The organism is Secundilactobacillus hailunensis, assembly GCF_005405185.1.
GTDB lineage: Bacteria > Bacillota > Bacilli > Lactobacillales > Lactobacillaceae > Secundilactobacillus > Secundilactobacillus hailunensis.
The window spans coordinates 1-4,211 of record NZ_BJDO01000084.1; the positions used below are offsets into that span (position 1 = coordinate 1).

Here is a 4,211-nt window from a genome sequence, read left to right on the forward strand (position 1 = left end):
TAGTCACCTTAGAAGCTACCGCAAATGCGGGGTTTTTGCATATAATTTGCTTTAATCAATGGGCTACTCGACAAATGTTACAAAACTAGCACTACACGTTATTCAGCTAACTCAAATTCGGGTAACTGTTCGACTAAATCTAACGTCTTTAACGAAACTGTAATCGCCCGTAATAGCAGATTAAAAATTTACCGAAGATTTACCGAAAACGATTCAAAGAGTCACCAATTCTGGCACCAAACAAAAAAGCAGAACGCCCAAACATCAGCATTCTACTCAACCGTACTATTCGATTAACACTATGATGCGCCCCCCGAGAGTCGAACTCGGATCATGAGGACCGAAATCTCATGTGCTATCCATTACACTAAGGGCGCCCAACACAACTATGATAGCGGTGTTGACAGGAGATTTCAAGCATTAACGCATTCCTGCAATCTTTGCGGCTGCTTCTTGGAGGTACAAAAATAACGCATCGTTGCTGGCTTTGAAATCATTAACGAAGGAGTCAGTCTGCGGTTTGACCGTTTGGATCGGCTTTTTCATGATATCGGTAACTTCCAGGTTGTCGCCTTGCCACTGGGCTGAATCATAGTGGCCTTCCTCAGCGAACTCGAGATAAGCCTGAAATGAGGCCAGCACTGTTTTTTTGATCACATCAGCTTCGGTTGCTGTTTCACCGTTTGCTTGGCGACGGGCAACTTCTTTTTTAACTTCGTCCATCGTTTCTGGTACGTCAATTTCCATGATTAAGTCCTCTTTTCATTATACTCTCCAAGCTATTTTAGCATGATACTTAACAAAACTCGCGTTAAATTTTCCTGAATAAATTTGACTTCTCAAATATCCCTGTGCCACCCGAGATTTTAGACCAATATTGACTCGTTTTAAGGTTCAAAAAATGAATAACAAATTAAAATATTCTCTGTATTTTCTCATCAAATCAGGTAAACTAGTGACTAAAGAGACCTGATTTTGTATACCAATAAGGAGGATATTATGACACTCTTATACCGCAGTACACGTGGCGATGCAGCCGATGCATTGACTGCATCCGCAGCAATTTTACAAGGCTTAAGTCCAGACGGCGGCCTCTATGTACCGACTGAAACGCCTCAATTCGATTTAGATCTTAAGCAGCTCTCCACCATGACCTACCAGACAGTTGCCACAAAGGTCCTCAAAGCCTTTCTGACCGACTTCACCGACGCTGAAATCAGCGCTTGCGTCAAGGCGGCCTACGATGACAAATTCGACGATCCACTGATCGCACCAGTCAGCCACCATGGTGACGACTACTATCTGGAACTGTTTCATGGCGCTACGATTGCCTTTAAAGACCTGGCACTATCCATTTTGCCGCATCTGATGACCACAGCAGCTAAGAAGAACCATTTTAAAAAGGAAATCGTGATCTTAACAGCCACTTCTGGCGACACTGGTAAGGCCGCTATGGCCGGTTTCGCTGACGTTCCCGGAACGAAGATTATCGTCTTCTATCCCAGCCAAGGGGTTAGCGCAATTCAAAAACAGCAGATGATCACCCAAGTTGGTGAAAATACTTACGTGGTGGCCATTAACGGGAATTTTGACCAAGCTCAGACTAACGTGAAAGAAATCTTCAACGATGCTGATTTCAAAACACAGCTCGCCACCCACGGCTTTCAATTTTCTTCCGCTAACTCGATCAACATTGGCCGGTTAGTGCCGCAAGTAGCCTATTACTTCTACGCCTATGGTCAGCTGGTTAAACAGGGCGCTGTCAAAAACGGCGACACGGTTAACTTTAGCGTGCCAACCGGTAATTTCGGCGACATTTTAGCCGGTTACTACGCCAAGCAGTTAGGCTTACCGGTCAACCGGTTGATCTGCGCGTCAAATCAAAATAACGTTTTGACTGATTTCTTCCAGACCGGCTATTACGACCGCATCCGGCCGTTCTTTACTACAACTTCGCCGTCAATGGATATCCTAGTCTCCAGCAATCTGGAACGCCTGATCTTCCTCGCAACTGGTGAAGACGCCGACCAAACCACAGCTTATATGCATGAATTGGAAAAAACGGGCCACTACCAGATCAAGCCGGCCGTGCTGAAAAAATTGCAAATGACCTTTTCGGCAGGCTTCGCTAGCGGCGATGAAGATCGTCAAGCCATTGCGACTGTTTTCAACAAATCTGACTTTGCCATCGATCCCCATACGGCGGTGGCTAAAGCCGTGGCTGATCAATATCGGCAGGCAGCCAATGATGATCATCCCATGATTATCGTCTCAACGGCTAGTCCGTATAAATTTCCGAATGCCGTTCTCAGCGCCATTGAGGGCCACACGGTTGAAACAGACGGCCTAGACGCTGTTAAACAGCTGCAAGATCACATCCAGGTTCCCTTACCAAAAGCAATTGAAACCCTCTTCCAAGCAAAGGTGCGCCACAATACCACCGTGCAGCCCGACGAAATGCAGGCTGCGATCACAAAAATTCTGAAAATTGACTAGGTAAAGCTATTCAAATTATATAAATACAGTTATACTTTAATAGTCAAATGTTTAAGTAACCGAGGTGAAAGTTAGTGGCAGAAATCAAGAAGGATTATTTAACCGTCTCAACCTATAACGCCATTCTTCATCGTCAGCTTCAACGTGATATGAACCAACTGCTGATCAAGGATAAACTGCCCGTCAACATTACGGAAATGTATCTGATGATTCTCATCCTCGAGAGTCAGCCAATCAGCCAGCGCCGAGCATCCACCACGTTAGCTGTTGATGAAGGTCTGATGACTCGCATGGTCAAACACTTAGCTGCGCTAGGCCTCATTCATAAGGAAGCAGCCGCCACAGACAAGCGTGTTAAAGAACTAACGCTGACTGAAGATGGTGAAAAATTACTGGATTACGGCTTATCGAAAGTCAACGCATGGTGGGACTCCATTGAACCGGATTTAAAAGATATCGATATCAACAATCTCGGACGTGAACTGTTTGATATTTCAAAGGTAGTTCTGTCTGATCGACACCAAACAGCGCTGGGAACTGACCGTACTGATTCAGAAATGAAGAAGTAAACATCACTTTTCAACGATTATAATTAAAAAAGCCGCTAACGGATATGCGTTAACGGCTTTTTTAATACTGGTGGGCACTGGCAGATCAGTTCCAACTGGTATTTTCACCCACAAACGACTACGCTATATTTGAATAAATTTAGTAAGGAGAGTGGTTGAATATGACACGAACAGTAAGTATCGCTCAGGCACGTCAGGGTGATTCACACACGATCAAAGAAGTTGGCATTCCTTCATTAGTATTAATGGAACGGGCAGCATTAGGCGCAACTGGCCGGTTATTAAATGGCGATTTTGATCTCACCAACGTTTTAGTCTTTGCCGGCACCGGTAACAATGGCGGTGACGGGTTGGCAATCGCACGGATGCTGCACGTCCGTGATATCAAGGTTACGGTAATGCTGACGGGGTCAGAAGATCGCACTTCTACTGAAACCGCACAGCAGCTCAAGAGCCTGCATTACTATCAGATCCCGGTAATTCCAGCAAGCACTAATTTAGCCGGTTATACCACAATTGTTGATGCAATCTTCGGTGTTGGTTTGGATCGGCCAGTCGGCGGTAAATTTGCTGACTGGGTCAATGCCATCAACGCTTCATCCGCTAAGGTCTTCAGTGTGGATGTCCCTTCCGGCTTAAATGCAGATACCGGCGAACCACAGGGTGCCACGGTAAAAGCCACCGCTACCAGTACGTTTGCCTACGCCAAGAACGGCTTTGTGACCGCTCAAGGTAAGCAGTATACCGGTGAGTTGTTTGTGGAAGACATTGGTGTTTACCTCGATGATCATTATGAAGGTTAATTAAAATCGCTAAAGGACTTAGAACTGGTTAATATTCCAGCTCTAAGCCCTTTTCATTTACTCAAAATCGTTACTATTCACCCGCAATCGCCTTGATAGCTTCCGCGTAAATGTGGGTCTTTGTCAAACGGTGTTGATTAACGACTTGATTATATTTAGAGCTTTCTCTTCGGAGGAAGCTCTTTGTTGCTTACGGGATTTGAGTGGTCGAGATCGGAAATATCGGGACTTTGTACCCTTTAAATGGATTTTGGGTACACTAAATAACCCTTTGTTCTAGGGGCATTCGCAATAGGGACTAAGCAGCGATTTGGAAGATTCGGATAAACATGTTTTCTTGGTT

The 4,211-nt window shown here is 45.0% G+C and carries 4 protein-coding genes and 1 tRNA gene; 3 read left to right on the top strand and 2 right to left on the bottom strand.

Annotated features, from left to right (window positions below; translation table 11 throughout):
* Positions 1-305 precede the first annotated feature (305 nt).
* Positions 306-377 (bottom strand) — tRNA-Arg (locus FFM73_RS12080).
* Positions 378-420: 43 nt separating this feature from the next.
* Entirely contained in the window at positions 421-747 is a 327-nt protein-coding gene (locus FFM73_RS12085) for a hypothetical protein (RefSeq protein ID WP_137631906.1), read from the bottom strand.
* A 252-nt stretch (positions 748-999) separates the two neighbouring features.
* Here FFM73_RS12085 and thrC point away from each other — a divergent pair, with 252 nt between their 5' ends.
* The 3 genes from thrC (at position 1,000) to FFM73_RS12100 (ending at position 3,868) form a co-directional block, all read left to right on the top strand.
* Complete coding sequence (gene thrC / locus FFM73_RS12090; RefSeq protein ID WP_137631907.1) at positions 1,000-2,496, top strand: threonine synthase; 1,497 nt, start codon at positions 1,000-1,002, stop codon at positions 2,494-2,496.
* Positions 2,497-2,570: 74 nt separating this feature from the next.
* On the top strand, positions 2,571-3,065 hold the full coding sequence (locus tag FFM73_RS12095) for a MarR family winged helix-turn-helix transcriptional regulator (protein WP_137631908.1): 495 nt from the start codon (positions 2,571-2,573) through the stop codon (positions 3,063-3,065).
* A gap of 161 nt (positions 3,066-3,226) precedes the next feature.
* Positions 3,227-3,868, top strand: coding sequence for an NAD(P)H-hydrate epimerase (locus tag FFM73_RS12100; RefSeq protein WP_137631909.1), 642 nt, complete (start codon positions 3,227-3,229; stop codon positions 3,866-3,868).
* Positions 3,869-4,211 lie beyond the last annotated feature (343 nt).

What these genes read in the sequence shown, in the direction of transcription:
- FFM73_RS12085 (WP_137631906.1), bottom strand. Translation starts at nt 747, where the DNA reads ATGGAAATTGACGTACCAGAAACGATGGACGAAGTTAAAAAAGAAGTT.
- thrC (WP_137631907.1), top strand. Translation starts at nt 1,000, where the DNA reads ATGACACTCTTATACCGCAGTACACGTGGCGATGCAGCCGATGCATTG.
- FFM73_RS12100 (WP_137631909.1), top strand. Translation starts at nt 3,227, where the DNA reads ATGACACGAACAGTAAGTATCGCTCAGGCACGTCAGGGTGATTCACAC.